General features: G+C 62.6%; 27 protein-coding genes and 1 tRNA gene. 24 read left to right on the top strand and 4 right to left on the bottom strand.

What is annotated here, in order from left to right:
- Positions 1 to 31 precede the first annotated feature (31 nt).
- The 21 genes from L880_RS0115495 (at position 32) to L880_RS0115395 (ending at position 12,707) form a co-directional block, all read left to right on the top strand.
- The gene (locus L880_RS0115495) at positions 32 to 1,762 is read left to right on the top strand and encodes an ABC transporter substrate-binding protein (RefSeq protein WP_027476455.1); all 1,731 of its coding nucleotides are present in this window, start codon (positions 32 to 34) and stop codon (positions 1,760 to 1,762) included.
- A 131-nt stretch (positions 1,763 to 1,893) separates the two neighbouring features.
- Positions 1,894 to 3,486 carry a glycerol-3-phosphate dehydrogenase/oxidase gene (locus L880_RS0115490; RefSeq protein ID WP_027476454.1) on the top strand — a complete coding sequence of 531 codons (1,593 nt, stop codon included), beginning with the start codon at positions 1,894 to 1,896 and terminating at the stop codon, positions 3,484 to 3,486.
- Between the two features lie 179 nt (positions 3,487 to 3,665).
- The gene (rplN, locus tag L880_RS0115485) at positions 3,666 to 4,034 is read left to right on the top strand and encodes a 50S ribosomal protein L14 (protein ID WP_007861702.1); all 369 of its coding nucleotides are present in this window, start codon (positions 3,666 to 3,668) and stop codon (positions 4,032 to 4,034) included.
- 11 nt (positions 4,035 to 4,045) lie between these two features.
- Complete coding sequence (rplX, locus tag L880_RS0115480; RefSeq protein WP_019576356.1) at positions 4,046 to 4,366, top strand: 50S ribosomal protein L24; 321 nt, start codon at positions 4,046 to 4,048, stop codon at positions 4,364 to 4,366.
- Positions 4,367 to 4,368: 2 nt separating this feature from the next.
- Positions 4,369 to 4,908, top strand: a complete 540-nt coding sequence (gene rplE, locus L880_RS0115475; RefSeq protein WP_027476453.1) for a 50S ribosomal protein L5 — start codon at positions 4,369 to 4,371, stop codon at positions 4,906 to 4,908.
- An 8-nt stretch (positions 4,909 to 4,916) separates the two neighbouring features.
- Entirely contained in the window at positions 4,917 to 5,222 is a 306-nt protein-coding gene (gene rpsN, locus L880_RS0115470; RefSeq protein WP_027476452.1) for a 30S ribosomal protein S14, read from the top strand.
- 20 nt (positions 5,223 to 5,242) lie between these two features.
- Positions 5,243 to 5,638, top strand: coding sequence for a 30S ribosomal protein S8 (gene rpsH / locus L880_RS0115465; protein WP_019576353.1), 396 nt, complete (start codon positions 5,243 to 5,245; stop codon positions 5,636 to 5,638).
- Between the two features lie 25 nt (positions 5,639 to 5,663).
- Entirely contained in the window at positions 5,664 to 6,197 is a 534-nt protein-coding gene (gene rplF, locus L880_RS0115460; RefSeq protein WP_019576352.1) for a 50S ribosomal protein L6, read from the top strand.
- Positions 6,198 to 6,208: 11 nt separating this feature from the next.
- Positions 6,209 to 6,574, top strand: a complete 366-nt coding sequence (rplR, locus tag L880_RS0115455) for a 50S ribosomal protein L18 (RefSeq protein ID WP_019576351.1) — start codon at positions 6,209 to 6,211, stop codon at positions 6,572 to 6,574.
- A gap of 17 nt (positions 6,575 to 6,591) precedes the next feature.
- A complete protein-coding gene (rpsE, locus tag L880_RS0115450) occupies positions 6,592 to 7,110 on the top strand; it encodes a 30S ribosomal protein S5 (protein WP_019576350.1) in 519 nt (172 codons plus the stop codon).
- Positions 7,111 to 7,124: 14 nt separating this feature from the next.
- Positions 7,125 to 7,307: a 50S ribosomal protein L30 gene (gene rpmD, locus L880_RS0115445; RefSeq protein ID WP_027476450.1), complete on the top strand. Its 183-nt coding sequence runs from the start codon at positions 7,125 to 7,127 to the stop codon at positions 7,305 to 7,307.
- Between the two features lie 10 nt (positions 7,308 to 7,317).
- Entirely contained in the window at positions 7,318 to 7,749 is a 432-nt protein-coding gene (rplO, locus tag L880_RS0115440) for a 50S ribosomal protein L15 (RefSeq protein ID WP_019576348.1), read from the top strand.
- A 21-nt stretch (positions 7,750 to 7,770) separates the two neighbouring features.
- Positions 7,771 to 9,090, top strand: coding sequence for a preprotein translocase subunit SecY (secY, locus tag L880_RS0115435; protein WP_027476449.1), 1,320 nt, complete (start codon positions 7,771 to 7,773; stop codon positions 9,088 to 9,090).
- A 6-nt stretch (positions 9,091 to 9,096) separates the two neighbouring features.
- Positions 9,097 to 9,315: a translation initiation factor IF-1 gene (gene infA / locus L880_RS0115430; protein WP_019576346.1), complete on the top strand. Its 219-nt coding sequence runs from the start codon at positions 9,097 to 9,099 to the stop codon at positions 9,313 to 9,315.
- Positions 9,316 to 9,348: 33 nt separating this feature from the next.
- The gene (gene rpmJ / locus L880_RS0115425) at positions 9,349 to 9,462 is read left to right on the top strand and encodes a 50S ribosomal protein L36 (protein WP_019576345.1); all 114 of its coding nucleotides are present in this window, start codon (positions 9,349 to 9,351) and stop codon (positions 9,460 to 9,462) included.
- A gap of 23 nt (positions 9,463 to 9,485) precedes the next feature.
- The gene (rpsM, locus tag L880_RS0115420) at positions 9,486 to 9,851 is read left to right on the top strand and encodes a 30S ribosomal protein S13 (RefSeq protein WP_019576344.1); all 366 of its coding nucleotides are present in this window, start codon (positions 9,486 to 9,488) and stop codon (positions 9,849 to 9,851) included.
- A 13-nt stretch (positions 9,852 to 9,864) separates the two neighbouring features.
- Positions 9,865 to 10,269 (top strand): 30S ribosomal protein S11, encoded by a 405-nt coding sequence (rpsK, locus tag L880_RS0115415; RefSeq protein WP_019576343.1) that lies wholly within the window; start codon positions 9,865 to 9,867, stop codon positions 10,267 to 10,269.
- An 84-nt stretch (positions 10,270 to 10,353) separates the two neighbouring features.
- Positions 10,354 to 10,977 carry a 30S ribosomal protein S4 gene (rpsD, locus tag L880_RS0115410; protein WP_019576342.1) on the top strand — a complete coding sequence of 208 codons (624 nt, stop codon included), beginning with the start codon at positions 10,354 to 10,356 and terminating at the stop codon, positions 10,975 to 10,977.
- A gap of 105 nt (positions 10,978 to 11,082) precedes the next feature.
- Positions 11,083 to 12,072, top strand: a complete 990-nt coding sequence (locus tag L880_RS0115405) for a DNA-directed RNA polymerase subunit alpha (RefSeq protein ID WP_019576341.1) — start codon at positions 11,083 to 11,085, stop codon at positions 12,070 to 12,072.
- 138 nt (positions 12,073 to 12,210) lie between these two features.
- A complete protein-coding gene (gene rplQ, locus L880_RS0115400) occupies positions 12,211 to 12,612 on the top strand; it encodes a 50S ribosomal protein L17 (RefSeq protein ID WP_027476448.1) in 402 nt (133 codons plus the stop codon).
- 18 nt (positions 12,613 to 12,630) lie between these two features.
- Positions 12,631 to 12,707: transfer RNA gene (locus L880_RS0115395), tRNA-Met, on the top strand.
- Between the two features lie 171 nt (positions 12,708 to 12,878).
- Here the strand turns inward: L880_RS0115395 and L880_RS0115390 are convergent.
- The 4 genes from L880_RS0115390 to L880_RS0115375 form a co-directional block, all read right to left on the bottom strand.
- Positions 12,879 to 13,448, bottom strand: coding sequence for an HD domain-containing protein (locus tag L880_RS0115390; protein WP_043329620.1), 570 nt, complete (start codon positions 13,446 to 13,448; stop codon positions 12,879 to 12,881).
- 215 nt (positions 13,449 to 13,663) lie between these two features.
- Positions 13,664 to 16,354, bottom strand: coding sequence for a bifunctional acetate--CoA ligase family protein/GNAT family N-acetyltransferase (locus L880_RS0115385; RefSeq protein ID WP_027476446.1), 2,691 nt, complete (start codon positions 16,352 to 16,354; stop codon positions 13,664 to 13,666).
- 5 nt (positions 16,355 to 16,359) lie between these two features.
- On the bottom strand, positions 16,360 to 17,286 hold the full coding sequence (locus tag L880_RS0115380) for a histone deacetylase family protein (protein ID WP_027476445.1): 927 nt from the start codon (positions 17,284 to 17,286) through the stop codon (positions 16,360 to 16,362).
- Positions 17,287 to 17,442: 156 nt separating this feature from the next.
- Complete coding sequence (locus L880_RS0115375) at positions 17,443 to 18,159, bottom strand: MgtC/SapB family protein (protein WP_027476444.1); 717 nt, start codon at positions 18,157 to 18,159, stop codon at positions 17,443 to 17,445.
- A gap of 184 nt (positions 18,160 to 18,343) precedes the next feature.
- Between L880_RS0115375 and L880_RS0115370 the strand changes: the two genes are divergently transcribed.
- From L880_RS0115370 to L880_RS0115360, 3 genes are read left to right on the top strand one after another with little or no spacing between them, the layout of a single operon-like run.
- On the top strand, positions 18,344 to 19,576 hold the full coding sequence (locus tag L880_RS0115370; RefSeq protein ID WP_027476443.1) for an efflux RND transporter periplasmic adaptor subunit: 1,233 nt from the start codon (positions 18,344 to 18,346) through the stop codon (positions 19,574 to 19,576).
- A gap of 13 nt (positions 19,577 to 19,589) precedes the next feature.
- A complete protein-coding gene (locus L880_RS0115365; RefSeq protein WP_043329591.1) occupies positions 19,590 to 22,799 on the top strand; it encodes an efflux RND transporter permease subunit in 3,210 nt (1,069 codons plus the stop codon).
- On the top strand, positions 22,792 to 24,252 hold the full coding sequence (locus L880_RS0115360; protein WP_084461338.1) for an efflux transporter outer membrane subunit: 1,461 nt from the start codon (positions 22,792 to 22,794) through the stop codon (positions 24,250 to 24,252). The genes L880_RS0115365 and L880_RS0115360 overlap by 8 nt, the downstream gene beginning before the upstream one ends.
- Positions 24,253 to 24,332: the final 80 nt, after the last annotated feature.

Below are 24,332 nucleotides of genomic sequence, written 5' to 3'. Positions count from 1 at the left end.
AGCCGGGGATTTGTACTTGAGGAGACATCTCATGAAACTGCGTTACACAGCGCTGGCCATCGCTGCCGCGTTGGTGGCTGGCCAATATGCCCAGGCTGGTGAAGCCGAAGCCAAGAAATGGGTCGACACCGAGTTCCAGCCGTCGTCGCTGTCCAAGGACAAGCAACTGGCCGAAATGAAGTGGTTCATGGATGCGGCCAAAAAGCTGCAGGCCAAGGGCGTCAAGGAGATCTCGGTGGTGTCCGAGACCATCACCACCCACGAGTACGAATCCAAGACCCTGGCCAAGGCCTTTGAAGAGATCACCGGCATCAAGGTCAAGCACGACCTGATCCAGGAAGGTGACGTGGTCGAGAAGCTGCAGACCTCGATGCAATCGGGCAAGTCGATCTATGACGGCTGGATCAGCGATTCGGACCTGATCGGCACCCACTACCGCTACGGCAAGATCATGTCGCTGACCGACTACATGTCGGGCGACGGCAAGGAATACACCAACCCCGACCTGGATCTGAAGGATTTCATCGGCACCAGCTTCACCACCGCACCGGACGGCAAGCTGTACCAACTGCCCGACCAGCAGTTTGCCAACCTGTACTGGTTCCGTGCCGACCTGTTCGCCCGCAAGGACCTGCAGGACAAGTTCAAGGCCAAGTATGGCTATGACCTGGGCGTGCCGCTGAACTGGAGCGCCTACGAAGACATCGCCGAGTTCTTCACCAACGACGTGAAGAACATCGACGGCAAGCCGATCTATGGCCACATGGACTACGGCAAGAAGGACCCCTCGCTGGGCTGGCGCTTCACCGATGCCTGGCTGTCCATGGCCGGTACCGCCGACAAGGGCATCCCGAACGGCATGCCGGTGGACGAGTGGGGCATTCGCGTGGCGGATGACAAGTGCACGCCGGTGGGCGCCTCGGTCTCCCGCGGCGGGGCCACCAACTCGCCCGCTGCCGTTTACGCACTGACCAAGTACGTCGACTGGATGAAGAAGTACGCGCCCAAGGAAGCCATGGGCATGACCTTCGGTGAAGCCGGCCCGGTGCCGGCCCAGGGCCAGATCGCTCAACAGATCTTCTGGTACACCGCCTTCACCGCCGACATGACCAAGGCCGGCCTGCCGGTGGTGAATGCCGACGGCACGCCGAAGTGGCGCATGGCCCCTGGCCCGAACGGCCCGTACTGGAAGCAGGGCATGCAGAACGGCTACCAGGACGTGGGCTCATGGACCTTCTTCAAGGGCCATGACGCCAACAAGACGGCCGCTGCCTGGTTGTACGCCCAGTTCGTGACCTCGAAGACCGTGTCGGCCAAGAAGTCGGTGGTGGGGCTGACCTTCATCCGCGACAGCGACATCCGTCATGAGTATTTCACCAAGAACGCTGCCAAGTACGGCGGCCTGATCGAGTTCTACCGCAGCCCCGCCCGCGTGGCCTGGACCCCCACCGGCACCAACGTGCCCGACTACCCGAAGCTGGCTCAGCTGTGGTGGAAGAACGTGGCCCAGGCCGTGACGGGTGAAAAGACCCCGCAAGGCGCCATGGACACGCTGGCTGACGAAATGGATCAGGTGATGGGGCGTCTGGAGCGTGCCGGCATGAGCCATTGCGCGCCCAAGCTGAACCCGAAGAGCGATCCGTCCAAGTGGCTGAGCGACAAGGGTGCACCGTGGGCCAAGCTGGCCAACGAAAAGCCCAAGGGCGAAACCATCAACTACGACAAGCTGCTGCAGGCCTGGAAGGACGGCAAGGTTCGCTGAGACCCGCGCAGCGAACAGGTTCCGGCGGTGTGCTTTGAGCTCTGCCGGTTTGATATCCAACAGGGCACCCGGGAGGCCCTGAAGCAATGGCGGTGTCGGTGGCACAGGGTGCACCGGCCCGCCCCAAGATCATGAGCGAAACTGCACTGCCCCAGACGACTGACCGAGCCCGGCTGATCGAGCGCTTGGCCGAGCCACGCACCTACGACCTGGCCGTCATCGGCGGCGGGGCGACGGGCTTGGGCGTGGCGCTCGATGCCGCGCTGAGGGGCTTGAGCGTGGTGCTGGTCGAGTCGCACGACTTTGCCCAAGGCACATCGTCGCGGGCGACCAAGCTGGTGCACGGTGGTGTTCGCTACCTGGCTCAGGGCAATGTGTCGCTGGTGCGTGAGGCGTTGCATGAGCGCACCACCTTGCTGCACAACGCGCCGCATCTGGCGCAGCCCTTGCCCTTTGTGATGCCGTCCTACCGCTGGTGGGAGTCGCCCTTTTATGGCATCGGCCTCATGATGTACGACGCGCTGGCTGGCAAGGCCGGCCTGGGCGCCACCGAATTCCTGGGCAAGGCCCGCACCCGTGAGTGCCTGCCCACCATCATCCAGGAGCACCTCTGGGGAGGGGTCAAATACTGGGATGGCCAATTTGATGACGCGCGCCTGGCCCTGGTGCTGGCGCGCACGGCGGCCGCGCAGGGCGCCTTGCTGGTCAACTACTGCAAGGCCACCGGCCTGGTGCACGAGGCGGGCCGACTGGCTGGCCTGCGCTGCGAAGACCAGGAAAGCGGCCGCTCATTCGAGCTCCGCGCCCGCTGCGTGGTGAATGCTGCCGGGGTCTGGGTGGACGCCCTGCGCGAGCTTGATGGTCAGGCCAGCGGTCGTGCCACCAAGCCCATGGTGGCGCCCAGCCAAGGCGTTCACTTGGTCGTGGATCGTGATTTCCTGCAGGGCGACCACGCCTTGCTGGTGCCCAAGACGGCCGATGGGCGTGTCTTGTTTGCCGTGCCCTGGCTCGGCAAGGTGATCCTGGGGACCACCGACACCCCCCGTGAGGATCTGGCGCGCGAGCCGGAGCCGTTTGCCGACGAGGTGGCTTTCATCCTGGACGAATCGGCGCGCTACCTCCAGCGCGCGCCACGCCGCGAAGATGTGCGCAGCGTCTGGGTGGGCCTGCGCCCGCTGGTCAAGCCGGTGGAAGACGACGGCAACACCAAGGGTATCAGCCGTGAACATACCGTGGCCGTGAGCAAGAGTGGCCTGGTCACCGTCACGGGCGGCAAATGGACCACGTACCGAGCGATGGCGGTGGATGTGCTGGGTAAAATCCAGCAGGCTGGCTTGCTGCCCACGCTGGCGGCCTCCAGCACGGATCACCACCGCTTGATCGGTGCGCCGGCGCCTGGCTCGGCCACCGTGCGTTTGAGCGACGCGCCAGGGGCACACCTGTACGGCGATGAGGCCGCCCTGCTGGCGAGCCTGCCGGGGGCGGATGTCCTCGTGGCGCCGAACCTGACTGAAGCCATGGTTCGGTTTGCGGCACGCTATGAATATGCGCGCAGCATCGAGGATGTGTTGGCGCGGCGCAATCGCCTGCTGTTCCTCGACGCCCGGGCCGCCGCAGCTGCGGCCCCAGCGGTGGCTCGCATCCTGGAGCAGGAGTTGGGCATGCCGCAAGCCACGGCGCCCTTCCTGGCGTTGGCTGAACGCTACGGCACCCTGCCTGTCTGACCGTCAAAAACAATTGACATCTTCTGGATAGTTTGCAATACTCACAGGCTTCGCTGTAAAAAGTGAAGTTTCTTGCCCAACGGAAGCGCATCAAAATGGTTTGCGGCGCGGACGACGGGCCCAAGACTGACTGGTGCTTTTGATGGTCAAGAGCCCTGGTACAAGTTGGGAATATTGAAATGATCCAGACAGAATCTCGGTTAGAGGTTGCCGACAACACTGGCGCCAAGTCCGTCCTGTGCATCAAGGTGCTCGGCGGTTCCAAGCGTCGCTACGCCAGTGTCGGCGACATCATCAAGGTGAGCATCAAGGAAGCCGCTCCGCGTGGCCGCGTCAAAAAAGGCGAGGTTTACAGCGCAGTGGTGGTTCGCACCGCCAAGGGCATCCGCCGTGGCGATGGCTCGCTCGTTAAGTTTGATGGCAATGCAGCAGTGCTGCTGAACGCCAAGCTGGAGCCGATCGGCACCCGCATCTTTGGACCCGTGACGCGTGAACTGCGTACCGAAAAGTTCATGAAGATCGTGTCCCTGGCTCCTGAAGTTCTCTGAGGACGCGAATCATGAACAAGATCCGCAAAGGCGATGAAGTGATCGTGCTCGCAGGGCGCGACAAGGGTAAGCGCGGCCAAGTGGTGCTGCGCAAGGATGACTCCCACCTGATCGTGGAAGGCATCAACCTGGTGAAGAAGCACACCAAGCCGAACCCCCTGAAGGGTACGACCGGTGGCATCGTGGAGAAATCCATGCCCATCCACCAGTCCAACGTGGCCATTTTCAATGCTGCCACCGGCAAGGCTGACCGCGTCGGCATCAAGCTCCTGGCTGACGGCAAGCGCGTTCGCGTTTTCAAGTCCAGCGGCGAAGAAATCAAGGTGGCATGACCATGGCACGACTGCAACAACACTACCGTGAAAAAGTGGCTCCGGAGTTGATGGCCAAGTTTGGCTACACCTCTCCGATGCAAGTGCCGCGTCTGACCAAGATCACCCTGAACATGGGCGTGAGCGAAGCTGTGTCGGACAAGAAGGTCATGGACAACGCCGTGGCTGACCTGACCAAGATCGCTGGCCAGAAGCCTGTGGTGACCAAGGCCAAGAAGGCTATCGCTGGTTTCAAGATCCGCGAAGGCCAGGCCATCGGTTGCATGGTGACCCTGCGTGGCGTGCACATGTACGAATTCCTGGACCGTTTCGTGACCGTGGCTCTGCCCCGCGTCCGTGACTTCCGTGGTATTTCGGGTCGCGCTTTTGATGGCCGTGGTAACTACAACATCGGCGTCAAAGAACAGATCATCTTCCCGGAAATTGAGTACGACAAGGTTGACGCCCTGCGCGGTCTCAATATCAGCATCACCACGACGGCCAAGACGGACGAAGAGTGCAAGGCACTGCTCGCCGGCTTCCGTTTCCCGTTCAAGAACTGAGGTGTCGTGTGGCTAAAGTAGCTTTGATCGAGCGCGAGCTCAAGCGTGAAAAACTGGCAGCCAAGTTCGCGAAGAAATACGCTGAACTGAAGGCTGTTGCCAACGATGCCAAGCGTAGCGACGAAGAGCGTGCTGCTGCCCGTCTGGGTCTGCAAAAGCTCCCGCGCAACGCCAACCCCACCCGTCAACGCAACCGTTGCGAAATCACGGGCCGTCCGCGTGGCACCTTCCGTCAATTCGGTCTGGGCCGTGCAAAGATTCGCGAACTGGCTTTTGCAGGTGATATCCCCGGTATCACCAAGGCCAGCTGGTAAGCAGGCAGGAGAGATTAAACATGAGCATGAGTGATCCCATCGCTGACTTGCTGACCCGCATCCGCAACGCACAAATGGTGGCCAAGGCTACCGTGTTGGTTCCTTCGTCCAAAGTGAAGGTTGCCATCGCCCAAGTGCTGAAGGATGAAGGCTATATCGACGGCTTCCAAGTGAAGACCAACGAAGGCAAGTCCGAACTTGAAATTTCCCTGAAGTACTACGCTGGTCGTCCGGTGATTGAGCGCATCGAGCGCGTCAGCCGCCCTGGCCTGCGTGTCTACAAGGGCCGTGACGCCATCCCCCAAGTCATGAATGGCCTCGGCGTGGCCATCGTCACCACTCCCAAGGGCGTGATGACTGATCGCAAAGCACGTGCTACCGGTGTCGGTGGCGAAGTGCTGTGCTATGTGGCTTAAACCGTGACATTGAGGAGAAACTGAAATGTCCCGCGTAGGCAAAGCACCGGTCGCCATCCCCCAAGGTGTGGATGTGTCGATCAAGGAAGACCAGATCAGCGTGAAGGGTACCGGCGGTTCCCTGTCGCTGGCGCAAAACGCCCTGGTCAAGATCTCTAATGAAGAAGGCAAGCTGACGTTTGCCCCCGTGAATGACTCTCGCGAAGCCAATGCCATGTCCGGCACGCTGCGCCAGTTGGTCAACAACATGGTGGTGGGTGTCAGCAAGGGTTTTGAGAAGAAGCTGACTCTGATCGGCGTGGGCTACAAGGCCGCTGCTCAAGGCACCAAGCTGAACCTGGCGGTGGGCTACTCGCACCCCGTCAACATCGAGATGCCGCAAGGCATCACCGTGGCCACTCCGACCGCGACTGAAATTCTGATCAAGGGCGCTGACCGTCAGCGCGTGGGTCAGATCGCTGCTGAGATCCGTGCTGTTCGTCCCCCCGAGCCTTACAAGGGCAAGGGCATCCGTTATGCGGACGAAAAGATCACGATCAAAGAGACCAAGAAGAAGTAAGGAGCTGCAGCATGTTGACCAAAAAAGAGCAGCGTCTGCGTCGTGCACGTCAAACTCGCATCCGCATTGCCAATCAAGGCGTTGCGCGTTTGAGCGTGAACCGCACCAACCTGCACATCTATGCTCAAGTGATCTCTGGCTGCGGCACCAAGGTGCTGGCCAGCGCTTCGACTGCCGAAGCCGAAGTGCGCAGCTCGCTGGGTGCTTCCGGCAAGGGCGGCAACGCCGCCGCTGCAGCCCTCATCGGCAAGCGCATTGCTGAAAAGGCAAAGGCTGCTGGCGTGGAGAAGGTTGCATTCGATCGCGCTGGTTTCGCTTACCACGGTCGCGTCAAGGCTCTGGCCGACGCTGCCCGTGAAGCAGGCCTGCAGTTCTAAGCGAACGGGAATAAAAAATGGCTAAGTTTCAACCCAAAGTTCAAGACGAAGGTCGCGACGACGGCATGCGCGAGAAGATGATCGCCGTGAATCGCGTGACCAAGGTGGTCAAGGGCGGCCGTATTCTCGGTTTCGCTGCCTTGACCGTGGTCGGCGATGGCGATGGTCGCGTTGGCATGGGCAAGGGCAAGTCCAAGGAAGTGCCTGCTGCCGTGCAAAAGGCGATGGAAGAAGCCCGTCGCAACATGACCAAGGTTTCCCTGAAGAACGGCACCATCCACCACAACGTGACCGGCCACCACGGCGCGGCTGTTGTGATGATGGCACCGGCTCCCAAGGGTACCGGCATCATTGCTGGCGGCCCGATGCGCGCTGTGTTCGAAGTGATGGGTATCACCGATATCGTGGCCAAGAGCCATGGTTCGTCGAACCCTTACAACATGGTTCGCGCCACGTTTGACGCGCTGAAGAACTCGACCACTCCGTCGGACATTGCTGCCAAGCGCGGCAAGTCTGTCGAAGAGATCTTCGCCTAAGAAGGAGTCATTTCATGACGACCCAAAATACCGTGAAGATCCAGCTGGTTCGCAGCCCGATCGGCACCAAGGAATCGCACCGCGCGACCGTTCGTGGTCTGGGCCTGCGCAAGCTGAACAGTGTCAGCGAGCTCAAGGACAGCCCCGAAGTGCGCGGCATGATCAACAAGATCAGCTATCTGGTCAAAGTGCTCTGAGAGAAAGAACATGGAACTCAATAGCATCAAGCCCGCTGCTGGCGCCAAGCACGCCAAGCGTCGCGTTGGCCGTGGCATTGGCTCCGGTCTGGGCAAGACCGCTGGCCGTGGTCACAAAGGTCAAAAGTCGCGTTCTGGCGGCTATCACAAGGTGGGTTTCGAAGGCGGTCAAATGCCTCTGCAACGTCGCCTGCCGAAGCGCGGTTTCAAGTCGCATCTGCTGAAGTTCAATGCCGAGATCACTCTGTCTGATCTGGAAGCATTGGGCCAAGCCGAAGTTGACGTGGCTGCTCTGAAGGTCGCTGGCCTGATTGGCGAATTGGCCAAGGTGGTCAAGGTCATCAAGACCGGTGAACTCACCAAGGCTGTGAAGCTCAACGGCATTGGCGCCACCGCTGGTGCCAAGGCTGTGATCGAAGCTGCCGGCGGCAGCTTCGCCTGAGCGGTCTGAAAGACGTCCATCGTGGCAACTAGCGCAGCACAAATGGCAAAGACCGGGAAGTTCGGCGACTTGCGTCGACGCCTGGTGTTTCTGTTGCTCGCGCTCGTGGTGTATCGCATTGGTGCCCATATCCCTGTGCCTGGCATTGACCCGGCACAACTCCAGCAGCTCTTTCAGGGCCAGCAGGGTGGGATTCTGAACCTTTTCAACATGTTCTCCGGTGGAGCACTGTCGAGGTTCACGGTGTTCGCACTGGGCATCATGCCGTACATCTCGGCGTCGATCATCATGCAACTTCTGTCTTACGTCCTTCCTGCCATGGAGCAGCTCAAGAAGGAAGGTGAGGCGGGGCGTCGCAAGATCACCCAATACACCCGTTATGGGACTTTGGGGCTGGCGCTTTTCCAGTCGCTCGGCATTGCTGTGGCATTGGAAGGCACTGCAGGTCTGGTTATCTCCCCCGGTTTTGGCTTCCGCCTGACCGCGATGGTGAGCCTGACTGCCGGCACCATGTTTCTGATGTGGTTGGGTGAGCAGATCACTGAGCGCGGTTTGGGCAATGGCATTTCGATCCTGATTTTTGCTGGGATCGCAGCGGGTCTTCCGAAATCTATCGGTGGCTTGCTGGAACTGGTCAGCACCGGTGCGATGAGCATCGTGGTTGCGCTGTTCATCGTGGCTGTGGTGATCCTGGTGACCTATTTCGTCGTTTTCGTCGAACGTGGTCAGCGGAAGATCCTGGTCAACTATGCGCGGCGTCAGGTCGGTAACAAGGTTTATGGGGGTCAATCCTCTCATCTGCCCTTGAAGCTGAACATGGCCGGTGTGGTGCCGCCGATCTTTGCTTCGTCGATCATTCTGCTGCCGGCAACGGTGGTGGGCTGGTTCAGCACTGGTGATTCGATGCGTTGGTTGAAGGATATCGCTGGAGCGTTGACCCCTGGTCAGCCCATCTATGTGATGTTCTATGCCGCCGCGATCGTATTTTTCTGCTTCTTCTATACGGCGCTGGTTTTCAACAGCCGTGAGACAGCAGATAACTTGAAGAAGAGTGGGGCTTTCGTTCCGGGAATCCGTCCTGGTGAGCAGACTGCACGTTATATCGACAAGATTCTCGTGCGTCTGACACTGGCTGGCGCGGCTTACATCACATTCGTGTGCTTGCTGCCGGAGTTCCTGATCCTGAAGTACAACGTTCCGTTCTACTTCGGTGGCACCTCGCTGCTGATCATCGTGGTGGTAACCATGGACTTCATGGCCCAGGTCCAGAACTACATGATGTCGCAGCAGTATGAGTCACTGCTCAAGAAAGCCAACTTCAAGACATCCATAGGTGGTTGATTTGACATGGCTAAGGACGATGTCATCCAAATGCAGGGTGAAGTGGTTGAAAACCTACCGAACGCGACATTCCGCGTGAAGCTGGACAACGGCCATATCGTACTGGGGCATATTTCCGGCAAGATGCGGATGCACTACATCCGCATTCTTCCCGGTGACAAAGTCACTGTTGAATTGACGCCCTACGATCTGTCTCGGGCACGTATTGTTTTCCGCGCCAAGTGATGGTTGCGGTTTGAAGAGTTTTAGGAGAATGAAATGAGAGTTTCGGCTTCGGTCAAGAAAATTTGCCGCAACTGCAAAATCATCCGCCGCAAGGGTGTGGTGCGCGTGATCTGCACGGATGCACGTCACAAGCAGCGCCAAGGCTGATTTACAAGTTATAGAGGACGCACATGGCACGTATTGCTGGGATTAACATTCCGCCGCACAAGCATGCGGAAATCGGTCTGACCGCCATTTTTGGCATTGGTCGCACCCGCGCTCGCAAGATTTGCGAAGCAACTGGTATCGCTTACACCAAGAAGATCAAGGATCTGACGGACGGCGATCTGGAAAAGATTCGCGAACAAATCGAGCAGTTCACCATTGAAGGTGATCTGCGTCGCGAAACCACCATGAACATCAAGCGCTTGATGGACATTGGTTGCTACCGTGGCTTCCGTCACCGTCGTGGCCTGCCGATGCGTGGTCAGCGTACCCGCACCAACGCTCGTACTCGCAAGGGTCCGCGCAAGGCAGCCGCCGCTCTGAAGAAATAATTGAGAGATCAATATGGCAAAAGCACCCGCCAACAACGCAGCACAACGTGTGCGCAAGAAGGTCCGCAAGAACGTTTCTGACGGTATTGCCCACGTTCACGCCTCGTTCAACAACACGATCATCACCATCACCGACCGCCAAGGCAATGCTTTGTCCTGGGCTTCGTCGGGTGGTCAAGGCTTCAAGGGCTCCCGCAAGTCCACGCCCTTTGCGGCCCAGGTCGCGTCGGAAGTGGCTGGTCGTGCTGCCATTGAGCAAGGTATCAAGAACCTCGACGTTGAGATCAAGGGCCCCGGCCCAGGTCGCGAGTCTTCCGTTCGTGCACTGGGTGCCCTGGGCATCCGCATCACGTCCATCTCTGATGTGACGCCGGTGCCGCACAACGGCTGCCGCCCGCAAAAGCGTCGTCGTATCTGATTTTTTAAGCCCACCGCCATCGGCATCGCGCCGATGGCTCCCGCACGTTCAATCGTGTGGAAGATGACATAAAAGGAAGCTCAAGTGGCACGTTACCTCGGCCCCAAGGCCAAACTCTCCCGCCGTGAAGGCACCGACCTGTTCCTGAAGAGCGCTCGTCGCTCGATCGCGGACAAGGCCAAGTTCGACTCCAAGCCTGGTCAGCACGGCCGCACCTCGGGTGCCCGTACTTCTGACTTCGGTCTGCAACTGCGTGAAAAGCAGAAGGTCAAGCGCATGTACGGCGTGCTGGAAAAGCAATTCCGCCGTTACTTCGAAGAAGCCGATCGTCGCCGTGGCAACACCGGCGCCAACCTGCTGTTCATCCTCGAGTCCCGTCTGGACAACGTGGTGTACCGCATGGGTTTCGGTTCGACCCGCGCTGAAGCTCGTCAGCTGGTTTCGCACAAGGCCATCACCGTGAATGGTCAATCGGTCAACATCCCGTCGTACCTGGTCAAGGCCGGTGACGTGGTGGCCGTGCGCGAAAAGTCCAAGAAGCAAGGCCGTGTGGTCGAAGCTTTGCAACTGGCTCAACAAGTCGGCATTCCGGCTTGGGTTGAAGTCAATGCGGACAAGGCGGAAGGTACCTTCAAGAAGTCCCCGGATCGTGATGAATTCGGTGCAGACATCAACGAATCGCTGATCGTTGAACTGTATTCGCGTTAATCGTCCGTTCAATTGAAATCGTTCCTATACCGCGGGGCACCGCGGTATAGGTGCTTCACCAGCCTTACCGGTGTAACGAGCCGGGGGTATTGAGAGGAAGTCTGAATGCAAACCAACTTGCTGAAACCCAAAGCAATCACCGTGGAACAGCTTGGCAACAACCGCGCCAAGGTCGCCCTGGAACCGTTCGAGCGTGGCTATGGCCATACGCTGGGCAACGCAATCCGGCGAGTGCTTCTGTCCTCCATGGTGGGGTACGCAGCGACTGAAGTCACGATTGCAGGTGTTCTGCACGAGTACTCCTCCATCGACGGCGTTCAAGAAGATGTGGTCAACATCCTTCTGAACCTGAAGGGCGTGGTGTTCAAGCTGCACAACCGCGACGAAGTTACCCTGAGCCTGCGCAAGGATGGCGAAGGTGTTGTCACTGCTGGTGACATCCAGACCCCGCATGACGTCGAGATCATCAACCCCGAACACGTGATCGCCACGTTGTCGGCCGGTGGCAAGCTCGACATGCAGATCAAGGTCGAAAAGGGCCGTGGCTATGTGCCTGGCAACATTCGCCGCTTTGCCGATGAGCCCAGCAAGTCGATTGGCCGCATCGTTCTCGACGCATCGTTCTCGCCGGTCCGCCGCGTGAGCTACACCGTCGAAAGCGCCCGTGTGGAACAACGTACCGATCTGGACAAGCTGGTGGTCGAAATCGAAACCAACGGCGCCATCACGGCTGAAGACGCAGTGCGCGCCTCGGCCAAGATCCTGGTGGAACAACTGGCCGTGTTTGCTCAGCTCGAAGGCGGCGAACTGGCTGCGTTCGATCAGCCGGCTCCGCGCGGTGGCGCTTCGTTCGATCCGATCCTGCTGCGTCCTGTGGACGAGCTGGAACTGACCGTGCGTTCGGCCAACTGCCTGAAGGCAGAGAACATCTACTACATCGGCGACCTGATTCAGCGTACCGAAAACGAGCTGCTCAAGACCCCGAACCTGGGTCGCAAGTCGCTCAACGAGATCAAGGAAGTTCTGGCCTCTCGTGGCCTGACCCTGGGCATGAAGCTGGAAAGCTGGCCGCCTGCTGGTCTCGACAAGCGTTAAGTTATAATCGCAGGCTTCGCTTTTTCTGCGAGCCTGCCTCATCCGTCATGGGATGGATGAGAAATCTTAGAAATCAGAGAAGTGCATCAACCAGTACCTGATCCGGCTGGTTGTCATCAATAAAGAAAGGAAAGCACTATGCGTCACGGACACGGCCTTCGTAAACTGAATCGCACCAGCTCGCACCGCCTGGCGATGCTGCAGAACATGATGAACTCGCTCATCGAGCATGAAGTCATCAAGACCACCGTTCCCAAGGCCAAGGAACTGCGCCGCGTGATCGAGCCCATGATCACCCTGGCCAAGGTTGACACTGTGGCCAACCGTCGTCTGGCGTTTGACCGTCTGCGCGACCGCGACAGCGTCACCAAGCTGTTCAACGACCTGGGCAAGCGCAACAGCGCTCGTCCTGGTGGTTACACCCGAATCCTGAAGATGGGCTACCGCGTGGGCGACAACGCTCCGATGGCCCTGGTGGAGTTGGTTGAACGTGCTGAAGCAAATAATTCTGCCGAAGCCGCTCAAGCAGCTGCAGAATAAGTTATAATTCCATCTTGCCGCGCGATGGAGCAGTCTGGTAGCTCGTTGGGCTCATAACCCAAAGGTCGGAGGTTCAAATCCTTCTCGCGCAACCAATCCAAAGCAGCTCCTCCGAGTTGTTTGCAAAAGCCCACTTTGGTGGGCTTTTTTGTTTTCTGGCGTTCCATGGTGAGATGGCGTACCCCGATCTCTGGTGATAGAGCTCCTGGGATCTTCTTTGCCAGTGGTGCTGGGATGTGTTGAACCGCCTGCGAGCGGGGATGGGCTTATTGCGATGCCATGGCGGTCGTCGTGACCCGTGCCATGTAGGGTTCGAAATGCGTCAGATCGGGGCCCTGCCAGCCTGGCACTTTGGCCTGGTCGTCATAGCGGCGAAGGCGCACCGCTTCGGCAGCATGCGCTTGGGTGATGAACCGTGCGGCCTCTTCGGCGCTGAAAGCACCGCCTTGCAGCGCCAGGCTGGCCTTGGATGCGGGTGACAAACCGGCTTCATAGCCGGCTTCCGTGGCGCACAGAAAGCGCTTGGCGTCCACATGCAGTCGAATCGGCGCCAGCACCGCCTCCGGGAAGGTGCCCCGCAGAAACGGCAGAACCACGAACTGATGCAGTTCATCGCGGCGGTTGTCGGGCTCATCGACTCCATCGCGCTCGGCCACGATCAAATGCCCGAGGTCGTGCAGCAGCGCTGCCACGATGGTCTCCGGGCTTTCCTCGGCTTGCTCCGCCAAGGTGGCGGATTGCAGGGCGTGCTGCAGTTGCGACACCGCCTCATCGCCATATTGGGCGTTGCCCCTGCGCAGCAACAGGGCAGAGATATCGGGCAGGCTCAGGGACACTTTGGGCTCCAATCACGCGAGGGTTCATCAGGTCTTCGCAGGGTGCCCGTCTTCCGCTTCCAGCTCATCACCGGATGGATCGGGGGACATGCAAAAACGGGCAAAGCCTCCAGGCTAGAGTCCTTGCGTGAAACCCCGATGACGCCACATCTGCAGCGGCTTCATTCGGTGCAGCCAACATTGCCCGCTTCATTTCACGACGAAGCCAGCGGTGCTCAGAGTGGGTGCGTCACCAATTTGAACTCCGGGTCTTCCGCAAACGCCTTGACGCTGAAGCCCAGGCCTCGCATCAGCTTGAGCATGGGCTGATTGTTGGCCAGAACCAGCCCGTCGATCTCGCTGAGCCCTTTTTCGCGGGCCACATCCATGATGCATTCCATCAGCCGCGACCCCAGTCCCTTGCCGTTGAAGTCATCGGCCACCACCAGCGAGAACTCACAGCTGGTCTGGTCCGGGTTGGTGATGTAGCGCGACACGCCCACGATGCGCTCCGTCTCGCTGATCTCGCCTTCGGCATTGGCCGTGCGCTCCTTCACCACCGCCACCAGCGCCATTTCCCGGTCGTAGTCGATCAGGGTGAAGCGGGCCAGCATCTGCGGCGGCAACTCCGCCATCGACGATACAAAGCGGAAATAGCGACTCTCCTGCGACAGGTGGTGCATCAAGTCCTGCAGCATCTGGGCGTCGTCGGGGTGAATCGGCCGGACCGTGTACTCCCCGCCACCGCGCAAAGGCAGCACCTGCTCGTAGCGCGCCGGGTAGGGCAGGATGGACAGGTGGTGGTAGTTGCTCAGTCGCCCGCTGGCAGCCTGCGGGGCGCTGTCGATCACGATGCGGGCATCCACCGCCACGGCGCCGCTCTCGTCCACGATGATGGGGTTGATGTCCATCTCTCGCAGCTGAGGCAGCTCACACACCATTTCGGACACGCGCAACAGCACCTGCTCGAGTGCGTCGCGGTCTGCCGCCGTGGCGCCACGCCATTCCCCCAGGGTTTCGGCCACCCGGGAGCGGTCGATCATGCGCCGTGCCAGGAACAGGTTCAGTGGGGGCAGCTCCATGGCCCGGTCGTCGATCAGCTCGATCATCGTGCCGCCGGCGCCAAAGGTGATCACGGGGCCGAAAGGGGCATCCGTCACCAGGCCCACGCAGATCTCCCGGCCGCGCCGGTTGCGCGCCATCCGTTGCACCGTCACGCCGTTGATGCGGGCCTGGGGCAGCAGGCGGGTCACGCGCTCGATCATGTCGCTGTAGGCGTCGCGGGCGGCCGAGCCGCTCATGATGTTGAGCACCACGCCTTGCACATCGGATTTGTGGCTGATGTCGGGCGAGTCGATCTTCAAAGCCACCGGAAAACCCAGTTGGGTGGCGATCATCATGGCCTCGGTGGCGCTGCGGGCCAGCAAGGTTTCGGTCACCGGGATGTGGAAGGCCGACAGCAGCGTCTTCGACTCCATCTCGGTCAGCACCTTGCGGCGCTCGGCCAGCACGCTTTCGATGACCAGGCGCGCGCCCTCGATGTCGGGCTTGGCGAGGGTGGACAGGGGGGGCGGCGTCTGCTGCAGCAACTGCTGGTTCTGGTAGAACGCCGCCAGGTTGCCGAACGCGCCCACGGCCGCCTCGGGGGTGCGAAAGCTCGGGATCGATGCCTCGTTCAGGATGGCGCGCGCCGGCACCACCGAGCGATCCCCCATCCAGCAGGCCAGCATCGGCTTGCCCACCTTGGGCTTGAGCGCCGCCACGGCCTGGGCGATGGCGCTGGTGTCCATGCCCACCTTGGGCGAGCAGATCACCAGCACGCCATCCACCTCGCGGTCCTTGTGCGCCGCCTCGATGGCCGCTGCGTAGTGCGCGGGGCCCGCTTCTTCAGACAGGTCGATCAGATCGGTCAGCGAGGCCAGGGCCGGCAGTTGGGGCTTCAGGGCCTGCACGGTCTCGTGCGAGAGCTTGGCCAGTTGCAGGTGGATCTCATTGACCCAGTCGGCCGCCAGCACGCCCGGCCCGCCGCCGTTGGTCACGATCGCCAGGCGCTTGCCCACCGGCCGGTAGCGCGAGGCCAGGCACTTGGCGGCCGAGAACAACTGCACGAACGAGCGTACCCGCACCGCACCGGCGCGACGCAGGGCGGCGTCGAACACGTCGTCGCTGCCCACGATGGCACCGCTGTGGGTCTGGGCGGCTTCATTGCCGGCGGGCTTGCGGCCTGCCTTCAGCACCACCACCGGCTTGGCGTTCGCGGCCGAGCGCAGCGCGCTCATGAAGCGGCGGGCGTTCGAGATCCCCTCCAGGTAGACGATGATGCTGTGCGTCTTGGCATCGTTGGCCAGAAAGTCCAGCACATCGGCCATGTCGAGCACGGTATTGGGCCCCAGCGACACCACGGTCGAGAAGCCCACGGCGTTGTTGCTGGCCCAGTCCAGCATCGAGGCTGTCAGTGCGCCCGATTGCGAGATCAGCGCCAGCGAGCCGGCGCGTGCCAGGCCGCCACTGGCACTGGCATTGAGCTGCAGCGAGGGGCGTTGAAAGCCCAGGCAATTGGGCCCCAGCAGGTGAATGCCTTCGCGGCGGGCAATCTTCTTCAACTCGGCTGCCTTGTCGGCGCTGATGCCGGTCGAGATCAACAAGGCGGCTTTGCAGCTCAGCCGCGCCGCCAATTCGAGGGCCGCATTCATGTCCTGCGCCGGCAGGGCGATGATGGCCAGGTCGGCCACGGTCTGGGCCAGATCGGCCAGGGTGCCCGTGGTGTGGATATCGACAAACTGCAGGGTGCCCGAAAAGCGCTGGGCCTTCAGCGCTTCCAGCAAGGCCTGGTTGAGCGCCGACGTGGCCTCGCCCGTCTCCGCCGGGTTGGCGAAGACCACGATGGATTCAGGAGAGAACAGGGGGGTGAGGTAGTGTTTGTCCATGGTCTTCAATCGGCGCCGATCAGCACCTTCACGTGGGCCCCGGCACTGCGTGCCAGGGGGCTGAGCACATAGCCACCTTCAAGGCAGGAGATGACACGGCCCTGACAATGGCGCCGCGCCACCGCCATCAATTGCTGGGTCACCCATTCATAGTCGGATTCCAACAGGGCCAGATTGCCCATGTCGTCGTCGCGGTGACCGTCAAAGCCGGCCGAGATGTAAATCAGTTGGGGCCTGAAGGCCTCCAGCGCCGGCAGCCAGCGCTGCGTCACGGCGTCGCGGAAGGCCTCGCTGCCCGAGCGCGAGGGCAGGCCCACGTTCACCATGCCGGGGCGTTTGTCGTCGCCGTCGGGAAAGGGGTACAGGCCTTTTTCATAGATCGAGCACATCAGCACGCGCTCGTCATCGCGCAGGATGTCTTCGCTGCCGTTGCCGTGGTGTACATCGAAGTCGATCAAGGCCACGCGCTCCAGCCCGTGCACATCCAGCGCATGGCGCAGGCCCACCGCCACATTGTTGAAAAAGCAAAAGCCCATGGCGCTTCGGTATTCGGCGTGGTGCCCGGGCGGCCGCACACAGCAAAAGGCCGCGCTCACCTCACCGCCCAGCACCAGGTCCGTGGCCTGCACCGCCGCGCCGGCGGCACGCAGGGCCGCGGTGGCGGTATGCGGGTTCATGCTGGTGTCCGGGTCCACCGGGTGGTAGCCCTCGGCAGGCGAGGCTGCCAGGATCTCGCTCACGTACAGCGAAGAGTGCGCCCGCCCCAGTTGCTCTTCGGTGGCCAGGGGGGCGTCATAGGGCAGCATGTAGTCCAGCAGGCCCTTGATGAGCAGGTGGTCATGGATGGCGGCCAGCCGCTCGGGGCATTCCGGGTGGTGCGGCCCCATCTCATGACGGGAACAGTCGGTGTGGGTGATGTACGCTGCCAGCAAAACGGTCTCCATCGGAGACCGGCACATCCGGCCTCTCTTTGTCTCCACTTTAGGCCCCGCCGGGCGAAAAAGACTTGACTTGAGGCAACTCTTGCTGACATCGCAGGCGTCCGCCACAGGGATGACCCTGGCCCTGGTCGCCGTCCGGCACGGGGCTCACTCCGTGGTGCTGGGGCTCCAGAAGGCCTGCTGCACGTAGCTCTCGTTTTTCAGGCGGGCCACCAACTCGTCGAGCTCGCTGCCGTCCACCGAGGTGGCCGACAAGGTGGCCTCGATCTCCACCTCGTGTTCGCCAAAGGCGTGCACGGCCAGGTCGCGCACCGGGTGGTGCAGTTGCTCCAGCAGCGTGTGCAGCTGCGACATGGCCTGCTTTTGATGCTCGCGCGGTGCAATCACATAGACCGTGCAACTCACCTCCACCGAGGCCGTGCCCATGGGCTGGCGGTTGATGCGGTTCACCACCGGGCGCAGCAAGGTGTTGGCCGCCAGCACGAACAGCGTGCCGACAAAAGACTCCACCACCAGATCGGCTCCGGCGCAGGCCCCCACGGCGGCCGAGGCCCACAAGGTGGCGGCCGTGTTCAGCCCACGCACGCTGCCTTCCTCGCGCATGATCACCCCGGCACCCAGAAAGCCGATGCCCGACACCACATAGGCCACCACCCGCACGGCGCCATCGCTGCCCCCCAGGCGGTTGGCCATGTCGACGAAGATTGCCGCCCCCACCGCCACCAGCACATTGGTGCGCAGGCCGGCCGTGCGCTGGCGGTACTGCCGCTCCAGGCCGATCAGTCCACCCATGATGAAGGCGGCACTCAGGCTCAGCACCGAGTCGGCGAGAGAAGCGAGGTTGATGTTCTGCAGGGCTTGCATCGGCGAGTGTCCGGTTGTTCTTGGGATGGGGCATTTTGCTCCGGTGGCGTGTCTGCGGCGTGGCATCTGTACGTAGTACTGCGCAGGGTGGAGGTCAGTCTCAGGTCAGGTGCCTCTTCTTACAGTCCACCACGCAATGCGGCGACCACCCTCGGTCGTTGGCGGGTTGAGAAGAGGTTCAGTGATGGCAAAGCAAGAAAAGCGTGGGCGCGCCGTGCGGCACGAAGGGCGTATCAGCCCGGTCATGGGTCTGATCGTGGGGCTGCTGCTGTTGGCCGCCGCAGGCGTGGCTGTCTACCTGTTCAGGGCGCCGGCGCCCACCAAGGCCGCGAGCGAGAGCGGCCCGGTGCTGGCCACCCGCACCGGTGTGGATGAGTTGCAAATGGCCCCCGAGCAAGTGGCTGAACTCCAGGTGGGCGAGGTGAAGACCCAACGCTTCGAGCAGCAGCGCGAAGCCATCGGCATCATCGACCTCAACCAGGACAATGCGGTGCAGGTGTTCTCGCCTTACCAGGGCCGCATTGGGCAGATCGGCGTGAAAGCGGGCGATGACGTGAGCAAGGGCCAGGTGCTCTACACCGTGCAGATCCCCGACCTGGCCCAGGCCGCATCGGCCCTGATCTCGGCCAGTGGCAACCTGCGCGTGGCCAACGAAACCCTGCGCCGTGCCCAGGCCTTGGCTGAAGCCCAGAGCATCCCCCAAAAGGAATTGCAGCAGAACCAGGCCGACCAGCAGACGGCCGATGCGGCCTACCGTGCCGCCCGCAAGAACCTTGAACTGTTCGGCCTCAGCGCACAGGACATCGAGGCCATCGAGTCCACCCGCAAGGTCGACACCGAGATGCCGGTGCGCAGCCCGCTGTCGGGCCGGGTCACCGCGCGCGCCGGCGCCCCGGGCCAGTTGGTGCAGCCCGGCAACAACACCGCCCCGGTGGCCGTGGCCAACCTGCAGCAACTCTGGATGGTGGCCAGCGTGCCCGAGTCCGAGCTGTCGGTCTACCAGAAAGGGCAGAACGTCACCGTGCGCGTCTCGGCCTACCCTGACAAGAGCTTCAGCGGCAAGGTCAGCTACATCGGCGATGTGGCCGATCCGGCCACCCACCGCCTCACCGTGCGCGCCGACGTGGCCGATCCGCAGCACCTGCTCAAGGCCCAGATGCTGGCCAACTTCGTGATCCGCGTCGGGGCCCCGGTGGAATCGCCTGCCGTGCCGCAAAACGCACTGGCCCGCGAGGGCGACGGCAGCATGTCGGCCTGGGTCACCACCGATGGCGTGCGCTTCAAGCGCCGCGTGGTCCAGACCGGCCTGGTGCAAAACGGCCTGGTGCAGATCACCCAAGGCCTGAACCCAGGCGAAAGGATCGCGCGCGACAAGGGCTTGTTCCTGAGCAACCTCTACCTCATCACCACGAACTGAAAGAGGCCCTGCCGTGTTCCGTTCCTTATTGGCGTTCGTCCTGACGCGCCGCCCGGTGGTGCTGCTCGGGCTGCTGGCCTTCATGGCCGCCGGCGTGCTGGCCTTCATCAAACTCAATGTCGAGGCCTACCCCAACCCGGCCCCGGTGATTCTCGAGATCACCGCCCAGGCCCCGGGCCTGTCGGCCGAAGAGATGGAGCGCTACTACACCCGCCCCATGGAGATCGGCCTGGCCACCACCATGGGCGTGGACAACATCCGCTCCACCTCCTTCTATGGCCTGGCCTTCGTGCGCGTCACCTTCAAGTACGGCGTCGAGTACGTGCCCGCCCTGACCCAGACCGCGCTCAACCTGCAGCAGAACGTCAACCTGCCCGGCGGCGTGCAGCCGCAGATCCAGGCCTCCAGCCTGGTGGGTGAAATCCTGCGCTACCAGGTCAAGGGCCCGTCCACCTACAGCCTCACCGACCTGCGCGGCATCCAGGACTGGATCATCCAGCGCCGGCTGCTCACCGTGCCCGGCGTGGCCCAGGTGGTCACCTGGGGCGGCACCACCAAGGAATACCACGTCGAGATCAACCCCACCAAGCTCGAAAGCTACGGCCTGACGCTGCAGCAGGTGCTCAGCGCCGTGGGCAACGCCAACAGCAATGTGGGCGGGCGCAACCTCAGCGTGGGCGAGCAGTCGGTCAACGTGCGCGGCCTGGGCCTGGTGCGTGACGCCGCCGACGCCGGCAACATCGTCATCACCCAGCAAAACGGCCTGCCCGTGCTGGTCAAGGACGTGGCCTTGGTCACGGTGGGCAGCGTGCCGCGCCTGGGCGAGGCGGGGCGTGATGCCGAGAACGATGTGGTCACCGGCGTGGTGGTGATGAACCGCCTGCAGCAGACCAAAGACGTGATCGCCCGCGTCAAGGAGGCGGTGGACAAGCTCAACGTCGATGGCAGCCTGCCGCAGGGCGTTCAACTCGTGCCCTACTACGACCGCTCCACCCTGGTCAACGTGACCACCCACACCGTCATCCACAACCTGATCTTCGGCTGCCTGCTGGTGTTCGTGATCCAGTGGATCTTCCTGGGCGACCTGCGCAGCGCGGTGATCGTGAGCGTCAACATCCCGTTTGCGCTGTTCTTCAGCATCATGATGCTGGTGCTCACGGGTGAGTCGGCCAACCTGCTGTCGCTGGGCGCGGTCGATTTCGGCATCATCGTCGACTCGGCGGTGATCCTGGTCGAGAACATCTTCCGCAACTTCCAGAAGAGCCCGCGCGAACGCGTCAATGCGCTGCGCGCCATGACCCGCGGCCCGCACGGCATGGTCACCGACCCGGCCCTGGGCTGGACCCAGCGCCTGCGCATGATCTTCATGAGCTCGCTGCAGGTCGACAACTCGGTGCTGTTCTCCACCGTCATCACCATCGCCGCCTTCTCGCCGCTGTTCCTCATGACCGGGGTGGAAGGGCAGATCTTCGGCCCCATGGCCCGCACCTACGGCTACGCGCTGGCGGGCGCGCTGCTGGCCACCTTCACCGTCACCCCGGTGCTGGCCGCCTACCTGTTGCCGCGCCGCATCCAGGAGCACGAAACCCGCATCGTCGAGTTCGTGCGCAAGGCCTACGAGCCGGCCCTGCGCTGGTCGCTGCAGCATGCCAAGGCCGTGTGCATCGGCGGTCTGGTGTTCCTGATCGCGGTCGGGGTGCTGGCCTCGCGCCTGGGCAGTGAGTTCCTGCCGGCGCTGGAAGAAGGCAACCTGTGGATACGGGCTTCCATGCCGCCCACCATCTCGCTGGAGGCCGGCACCGCCAAGGCCAACCGCATGCGCGAGATCATCAAGAGCTACCCCGAGGTGATCACCGTGGTCTCGCAGCACGGTCGCCCTGACGACGGCTCGGATGCCTCAGGCTTCAACAACGTCGAGTTGTTCGCCCCGCTCAAGCCCTTTGATGAGTGGCCTGCCGGGGTCAGCAAGGAGCAACTGGTGGCCGAGCTGCAGGAGAAGTTCGCCCGCGAGTTCCCGGGCGTGGGTTTCAACTTCTCGCAGTACATCCAGGACAACGTGCAGGAGGGCCTGTCGGGCGTCAAGGGCGCCAACTCCGTGAAGATCATGGGCCCCGACCTGGTCACGCTCGAAAAGCTGGCCGTCGATGTGGTCGCCGTGATGAGCAAGGTGCAGGGCACGGCCGACATCGGCATCTTCAACACCCTGGGCCAGCCCAACCTCAACATCCAGATCGACCGGCAGAAGGCGGCCCGCTATGGGCTGAACACCGGCGACGTCAACACCGCCATCCAGGCGGCCATGGGCGGCACCGTGGCCACCACGGTGCTGGAGGGCGAGCGCCAGTACGGCCTGAGCGTGCGCTACCTGTCGGCCAACCGGCGCGACCTGCAAAGCGTGCGAGACCTGCGCATCGGCTACACCACCACGGGCGGGAGCAATGCCTTTGTGCCCCTGCGCGACATCGCCGACATCACGCTCGACACCGGGGCCACCTACATCTACCACGAGCGCAACGAGCGCTACATCCCGATCAAGTTCAGCGTGCGCGACCGCGACCTGGGCAGCACCGTGTCCGAGCTGCAGCAGCGCGTAGCCGCCGAGGTCAAGCTGCCCGAGGGCTACCGCATCCAGTACGCGGGCGAGTTCGAATCGCTGCAACAGGCCAAGGCCCGCATGGGCGTTCTGATCCCGATGGCCATGGCCCTGATCCTGGTGCTGCTGTACGCCCTGTTCAGCAGCTTTGCCTACAGCCTGCTGGCCCTGGCGGCCGTGCCCTTCACGGTGGCCTGCGGCATCCTGGCCCTGTATGTGTCGGATCAGGTGATCAGCATCTCGGCCGTGATCGGCTTTGTCTCGCTGCTCGGCGTGTCTGTCATGGACGGCATCCTGATCCTGAGCTACTTCAAGGAGCTGCGCCTGGCCGGGCAGAGCGCCGAAGACGCCATCTACGAGGCCTACATCCACCGCATGCGGCCGCTGCTGATGACGGCGCTGTCGGCCTGCATCGGCCTGTTCCCGGCCGCGCTCAGCCATGGCATCGGAAGCCAGGTGCAGCGACCGCTGGCCACCGTGGTGGTGGGCGGCATGCTGCTGGGGCCGGTGTTCCTGCTGCTGGTGGTGCCCGCCATGCGCCTCACCGTGCTGCGCCACCTGAAACTCAAGAAACGCCGCAAAGGCCTGGGTGGCGATGCGCTGGCCCACGAGGAGGACGCCCATGCTTGATTCGCTGTTTCGCATTCGCATGGGGGGCTCGCTCAGCACCCTGGCGGGCTGCCTGCTGGGCGCCGGCCTGCTTTCGGCCTGCGCTGTCGGCCCCGACTACCACGCGCCCAAGGCGCCTGCGGTGAGCGCCTTCACCCGCCAGGCTGAACCGGTGGCCACCGCCGGCACGGCCGACATCCGCCCCGATTGGTGGACTGCCTACGGCTCGCCACGGCTGGACGGCCTGGTGCAACGTGCGCTTGAGCACAACCCGGGCATCGATGCGGGCCTGGCCAATCTGCGCCAGGCGCAGGAGCTGGTCACGGCGCAGCGTGGCCTGTTCTTCCCGCAGGTGCAGGCGGGCTACAGCGCCAATCGGCAGAACTCGGGTCAGGTGCTGGCCTCGCCCCTGGCCTCCAATGCCAGCCTGTTCACACTCAACACGGCCCAGCTCAGCGTGGGCTTTGTTCCGGACGTGTTTGGCGGCAACCAACGCCAGGTCGAGTCCCTGCAGGCGGGGGCTGACAGTCAGCGCCTGCAGCTGGAGGCCCTGCGTGTCACCCTGGCCAGCAATGTGGCGACCGCCGTGATTCAGGAGCAGATGCTGGTCGAGCAGATCGCTGTGCTTGAAGAAGCCTTGCAACTGGCACAGCAGCAACTGGCGCACACCCGTGGGCTGAAGGCGCAAGGCTACGCCAGCGGCCTTGATCTGGCCCAGCAGGAATCGGCTTATGCCCAGACCGCGGCCCAGTTGCCGCCCCTGCGCAAGCAGCTGGAGCAGACGCGCAACCTGCTGGCCGTGCTGTGCGGCGAGTTCCCGGCCGCCGATCTGGGCACGGTGCAGCAGGCGCCCGTGCGCGTGCCGGCCGCACTGCCGCAGGCCTTGCCCTCGCAATTGGTGAGCCGGCGCCCCGATGTGCAGGCCGCGGCAGCCCAATACCATGCGGCCTATGCGCAAATCGGTGTGGCCACGGCCAACATGCTGCCCCAGCTGTCGCTGACGGCGAACCTGGCGTATTCGGGCGGCGGCCTGGGTGGCCTGCTGTCGGCCGGCAACAAGGCCTGGGGCTTGCTGGGCGGCGTGAGTGCTCCCCTGTTCTCGGCGGGCACCCTGTCGGCCCGCAAGCGGGCGGCCGAGGCCGGGGCCGAAGCGGCCCAGGCGCAGTACCAGGGCGTGGTGCTGACCGCATTCCAGAATGTGGCCGACACCCTGGTGGCCTTGCAGCACGACGGCCAGGCGCTGGCCGTGGCCCGCGATGCCGAAGCCGCCGCGCAAAATCTGCTGCGCCTGACCCGCCAGCAGTTCGACCAGGGCTATGTCGCCCAGCCCCAGTGGCTCAGCACCCGCCAGGCCTGGCTGCAGGCCCGCCTGGCCCACCTGGCGGCGCAGGCGGTCTACCTGGGCGACACCGTGGCCCTGCACCAGGCCCTGGGTGGCGGCTGGCGCGATGGCACCTTGGTGGGCAGCCGCTGAAACAGGGCTGACCGAGAACGCAAAAAGGGGCCGTCGTGACGGCCCCTTTTGTGTGTGGCGCTGTGCCGATTGGGTTCGAA

The sequence above is a fragment of the Curvibacter gracilis ATCC BAA-807 genome, from assembly GCF_000518645.1.
Taxonomy (GTDB): Bacteria; Pseudomonadota; Gammaproteobacteria; order Burkholderiales; family Burkholderiaceae_C; genus Curvibacter; species Curvibacter gracilis.
This window is presented reverse-complemented; position numbering and strand designations above follow the sequence as displayed.

Coding starts and splice junctions, on each gene's coding strand:
- L880_RS0115495 (WP_027476455.1), top strand. CDS start 32: ATGAAACTGCGTTACACAGCGCTGGCCATCGCTGCCGCGTTGGTGGCT.
- L880_RS0115490 (WP_027476454.1), top strand. CDS start 1,894: ATGAGCGAAACTGCACTGCCCCAGACGACTGACCGAGCCCGGCTGATC.
- rplN (WP_007861702.1), top strand. CDS start 3,666: ATGATCCAGACAGAATCTCGGTTAGAGGTTGCCGACAACACTGGCGCC.
- rplX (WP_019576356.1), top strand. CDS start 4,046: ATGAACAAGATCCGCAAAGGCGATGAAGTGATCGTGCTCGCAGGGCGC.
- rplE (WP_027476453.1), top strand. CDS start 4,369: ATGGCACGACTGCAACAACACTACCGTGAAAAAGTGGCTCCGGAGTTG.
- rpsH (WP_019576353.1), top strand. CDS start 5,243: ATGAGCATGAGTGATCCCATCGCTGACTTGCTGACCCGCATCCGCAAC.
- rplF (WP_019576352.1), top strand. CDS start 5,664: ATGTCCCGCGTAGGCAAAGCACCGGTCGCCATCCCCCAAGGTGTGGAT.
- rplR (WP_019576351.1), top strand. CDS start 6,209: ATGTTGACCAAAAAAGAGCAGCGTCTGCGTCGTGCACGTCAAACTCGC.
- rpsE (WP_019576350.1), top strand. CDS start 6,592: ATGGCTAAGTTTCAACCCAAAGTTCAAGACGAAGGTCGCGACGACGGC.
- rpmD (WP_027476450.1), top strand. CDS start 7,125: ATGACGACCCAAAATACCGTGAAGATCCAGCTGGTTCGCAGCCCGATC.
- rplO (WP_019576348.1), top strand. CDS start 7,318: ATGGAACTCAATAGCATCAAGCCCGCTGCTGGCGCCAAGCACGCCAAG.
- infA (WP_019576346.1), top strand. CDS start 9,097: ATGGCTAAGGACGATGTCATCCAAATGCAGGGTGAAGTGGTTGAAAAC.
- rpmJ (WP_019576345.1), top strand. CDS start 9,349: ATGAGAGTTTCGGCTTCGGTCAAGAAAATTTGCCGCAACTGCAAAATC.
- rpsM (WP_019576344.1), top strand. CDS start 9,486: ATGGCACGTATTGCTGGGATTAACATTCCGCCGCACAAGCATGCGGAA.
- rpsK (WP_019576343.1), top strand. CDS start 9,865: ATGGCAAAAGCACCCGCCAACAACGCAGCACAACGTGTGCGCAAGAAG.
- L880_RS0115405 (WP_019576341.1), top strand. CDS start 11,083: ATGCAAACCAACTTGCTGAAACCCAAAGCAATCACCGTGGAACAGCTT.
- rplQ (WP_027476448.1), top strand. CDS start 12,211: ATGCGTCACGGACACGGCCTTCGTAAACTGAATCGCACCAGCTCGCAC.
- L880_RS0115385 (WP_027476446.1), bottom strand. CDS start 16,354: ATGGACAAACACTACCTCACCCCCCTGTTCTCTCCTGAATCCATCGTG.
- L880_RS0115375 (WP_027476444.1), bottom strand. CDS start 18,159: ATGCAAGCCCTGCAGAACATCAACCTCGCTTCTCTCGCCGACTCGGTG.
- L880_RS0115370 (WP_027476443.1), top strand. CDS start 18,344: ATGGCAAAGCAAGAAAAGCGTGGGCGCGCCGTGCGGCACGAAGGGCGT.
- L880_RS0115360 (WP_084461338.1), top strand. CDS start 22,792: ATGCTTGATTCGCTGTTTCGCATTCGCATGGGGGGCTCGCTCAGCACC.